The organism is Paenarthrobacter sp. TE3676 (genome assembly GCF_056279165.1).
Map to the genome: position 1 here is coordinate 1 of NZ_JBWBQU010000012.1, position 4,208 is coordinate 4,208.

Annotated in this window: 3 protein-coding genes; all 3 read right to left on the reverse strand. The window is 59.0% G+C overall.

The annotated features are described in order from the left end of the window. Window positions 1–186 precede the first annotated feature (186 nt). Genes ACZ881_RS21800 through ACZ881_RS21810 form a run of 3 tightly spaced genes read right to left on the reverse strand, consistent with a single transcriptional unit; the run spans window position 187 to window position 3,798 of the window. Window positions 187–2,718: a DUF4132 domain-containing protein gene (locus tag ACZ881_RS21800; protein ID WP_476117957.1), complete on the reverse strand. Its 2,532-nt coding sequence runs from the start codon at window positions 2,716–2,718 to the stop codon at window positions 187–189. A gap of 32 nt (window positions 2,719–2,750) precedes the next feature. Continuing rightward, entirely contained in the window at window positions 2,751–3,155 is a 405-nt protein-coding gene (locus ACZ881_RS21805) for a hypothetical protein (protein ID WP_139025120.1), read from the reverse strand. Between the two features lie 58 nt (window positions 3,156–3,213). After that, window positions 3,214–3,798 carry an HhH-GPD-type base excision DNA repair protein gene (locus tag ACZ881_RS21810; RefSeq protein WP_476117958.1) on the reverse strand — a complete coding sequence of 195 codons (585 nt, stop codon included), beginning with the start codon at window positions 3,796–3,798 and terminating at the stop codon, window positions 3,214–3,216. Window positions 3,799–4,208 lie beyond the last annotated feature (410 nt).

The window sequence follows — 4,208 nt, forward strand, 5'->3', positions numbered from 1 at the left end:
GCTAAGACCCACAGCGCCGATGGTACTGCACCCGGGAGGGTGTGGGAGAGTAGGACACCGCCGGACAACCATTAGGTAGAGACCCCCCAACCCACCACGGTTCGGGGGGTCTCCCGCATTTAACAACCACCCCAAAACAAAAGCCTCCACCACCCAAGGAGGCTTCCGACGTTTAAGGCCCACGCCTCAGCGGGTCCCGTGGATTTGACTGAGGATGGATGGGTCGGTGATTTTGTGGTCGTTCATTAACATGAAGGCTTTGGACAGGATCGTTGCCAGTCTTCCAGTCTTCTCCTCGAAGGGGAGGAAGATACGCTCGGACGATGATCTCGGTGCCTGCACGATGCAAAGGTAGGAATCGTCTGGTTCCATCAGAATGTTTCCTGATCCGAGGTGGATCTTGTAGGTGCGATGCGTACCCTGGACTATGAGATGGCGGTCCGTCAACTGGCAGGAGTCAGACAGAATTGTCCGGGGGAGGATTTCGCCGAGATATTCCTGTCTGGTCTGTGCTGATTCCGAGAGTGCCTCTGTGTGTGTTTCGCCCCAGTAGTCTCTGATGAGACCATTCGGGTGGTCTGCCCAATCCGGGTCCGGTCCGATTGCAGCCACTGAGGTAAAGAGGTCCACGTCCCGCATGGCTTCGCTAAACACGGCCCGCGGTACTTCATTAAGGCCTATTGGCTCCCAGGTGTCCCGGGCAACGCGCCTTTCGAACCACACCCTGTTGGTTGAGCATAGGTTTGCACGTTCTGTTTCGAGCTCAAGAAGTTCGATGCTGAATGCCGCCCTCAGCTGTTCGTCAGGGAATTCGGAATACAGCTGGGTGTCCTGGCCGCCGTCCCAAGGACCTAATTGGGTGCCGTGCCAGCCGCGTTCCTTCGCAATCGCCTGCGCACGAGCGTAGTCAAGCACGTGTGCGGCGTACCGGTTGGAGTAGTGTCCAGTCTCCAATTCGGCGGGAGTCAGCAGATAGAGCTCCCGGTATGCCTGCTTGAACGGTTGTCTCAACCGGTGCTGCAGTTGGTGGGAGCGCCAGGAGCGTACTTCATCGACACTCCGTGCCCACGGTTTCCATAGAACTACGGTTGCGTCGGCGGGGATGGCGTGTGCTTCGCCTTGGGTTCCCACCAATTCCCAACCGCTGGCATCAGGAGTGCGTTGAGGGTAGCCGGAGAACTCTCCTTCCCTTGACGTGATGGTCCACAGCAGATCGCGAGCGATAGTTGCAACCACGGGGTGTTCCAAGTAGCGGGTGCAGAAATCGTGGCCCGTCCACACTCGCTCGGAAGCCATGAGCCGTTCGAGCCGGCGTCGCTGGATATTCAGGGCATTTTTAGCTTCGCTCGCCGCGAGTTTTACGGTGGGCAACTTCGGATGGTTCTTCAGTTGAGTGGGCATGGCCACCGGTTCTCCGGCTGCCGTGAGCCATTCGAGCTTCACGGCAGCCGCGCCTTGTCCGTTCGTCAGGGAAAGCCTGGCCGTGTACTCGTCAATTTCGTAGGTCGTTACACCGCCGGCATCCAGGCCCAGATCGGGAACAGCTGTTTCCAGTAGTTCCGACGGAGAGATGCCTCGCTCTGCGGACAGTTGGTCGATGACGTTGACCAAGCGTTTGTGCAGGTTCTTGTTCTTGACCACGTCCCGGATGTGCGTGAGTGCTCCAACGACTTCAGTTGTGACGGTCTCGTGGTTCTTGGCAATCTCCAGGAGCGTCTCCACGCCGGCGTTGGCCGCTATTGCGGAGCGGCAAACTCCGTTCTTGCCGTTGTGGCCTGCCCCCAGGTAGGCGGATGCGTCTCGAATGAGCTGAATATGTGCTGGAGCATCGTGCTGGAGCGCAAGGAGCCAGAGGGCGGCTCGCAGGACCGACCCAACGTGCGGGGTAACACATGAAATTTCGCCCAGGTCTGCCGTAGGCCTGCGCTCGGCAGCCAGGCCGAGTAGGGCTTGGGCAACCCCCAGCGCTTCCGGCTGCTCCGAGATCCGCAGATCCGCTGCGCGTTTCCACTTCGCCGTGGGCTTCGGCCCGCTCAGCTCGCTCATGAAGAGCAGTAGCCAGGCGACCTGGTGTTCCGGCAAAACGGGCCTCACCGCACTGGGTATTGAGGGACCGAAGTCGTCGTCCTCAGCCACGTACTGCAAAGGGATACGGCCGTCTTCCTTGCTGTCATTGAGCAGCAATTCATCAAATTCGCGGATCTTTGGATGCAACCCCGGCCCATCCCGAAAATCCGTGAGCAGTATGGCCTCCAACCGCCGGGTCGCCGTCGGAATTTTGCATCGCTCAGTGGGTTCCAGCGCCAGGATTGGCTCGTGAAACGCGCCGCGCCATGAAGGATAGATGTATCGGGAGTAGGGCACGTGGCTAAGCATCCAATTGAGCTCTTGGGCGGACCAGTCCAGCGGAGTCAGTTTCGAAAAGATGTAGAGCGCCTGCTCGATCGGTGGCAGCATGTGCACGCGGCCTGCCGGGATGCCGAAAGGCTCGTAATACCTGTCAGCGATCCCGTACCTGTGCTCGTGTACGTGCGCGAAGGTATAAGCGAATGCACCCTTCTGCCCATCCGGGTCGAGCTGCTCAAGGTACTTGGCAAACCGTTCCCGGTACTTTTCGAAGCTTTCCCCGCCACCTGCCCAATCGGAATGTGGAGTCATGAAGAACTCAAGGAGCCTGCCGCTTTGCATACCGGCCAAGACACGCAGACGTTCGGGCATGGCGAAACCCTCCTCTGAATCGACCAAGCTGCTCATCCCCCAACCAGCGGTACTAGCTTGATGAAGACAGCTTCGACGGCGGTGAGGGCGTCGACTTCGGCCGTCAGGTCGCAGACCTGTCGGCCGTCAACCATCACGAAGAATGCATTCCGTTCAAAGCCTTTAACCGCAGTGTCAGCGTGCCGCTCCCAATTCACGGGCTTGTGGTCTGGTACCCGGCGTCCAAGACCGTTGAGCTCACTTTCCCTGGCGGAGACCTCCACCAGCCCGGGGGATTTTCCAGCCCCGTGGGTGGCGTTGTAACGCGCGACTTCCTCGCGCACGCGCCAGCGTATTAGCTCTTCAACTGTGATGACATCCGGCAGCCCGGAGAGCTCCAGTTGCTCTGTTGCCCCGGCTCCGGGCAATCTTTCATCACAGATTCGCAATGTCGCCATCAGGTTCCACCAATCGACTAGGCATTTGCCGCATCGTATAAGCCAGGTCTGACAGTATTTACGCTTTGGCGGCTTTCGCGGCTGCCTTGGCCGCTTGCTTACTGGCACGCACTTTGACCAGGGACTCCGGGTCCACAATGTCGGCGACCGAGAGGTAGGAGCCCGCCTCACCATAGTGGCCGGCCGCTTCCCTCCATCCGTCCGCCTGTAGTTCGCACTGTTTGCCTAGCAAAGCCAGGAAGATCTTTGCTTTCTGTTCGCCAAAGCCGGGCAAGGCCATTAGCCGACGGAGTACTTCAGGGCCATCGGGGTTTCCGCTGGTCCAGATAGCGGATGCATCGCCGTCCCATTCCCGATGTACTGTCTCGGCGAGGGCTTGGACCCTCGCGGCCATGGAACCAGGGAATCTATGGACAGCAGGCCGTTCCTTGAAGACTTCCACGAAGCCCGCGGGATCGTACCCCGCGATCGTGCCGGGTTCGAGGGAACCCAAACGGGTGCGGATCTTCTCGGGACCGGCGAACGCCGACTCCATAGTGACTTGTTGATCCAGCAACATACCCGTCAACAACGCAAAGGCGTCGTCACTGAGCAGCTGGTCCGCGGCGGCATCTCCTGTGATGTGCAGTTCCATGCGTCCCATCCTCCCACCAGACAGTAGCTTCGTCATTGGGCGTCCACCCGACGCTGTTTAGCCCGCTACTGCCGGCGCCGCGCCTCACCGTTTGTGAGTGGCGTCCGACGGCGGTTGGTGGGGTTTTGGGGGTGTGTGGGGTGGGGTTGGGGGTGGATTTGCGTTGGGGGTGTGGGGCGTGTATTGTTTTCTGAGTCGCCGCGTGCGAAACGGAAAGCCGGAAGGTGTGTACGGTTCGGTAGGCGGCCAAAAATAACTCTTCTTTTCCAATGGCCCTGTTGGGTGCGCTGCTTTTGTGGTGTGCTGTGGGTGATGTTTTGGGGGGTCTGTTGTTTGAGAACTCAATAGTGTGCCAAGTTTGTTGATACCGATTGTTTTTCAATTGGTTGAAATTATGGCCGGATCATTATGCACCCCCG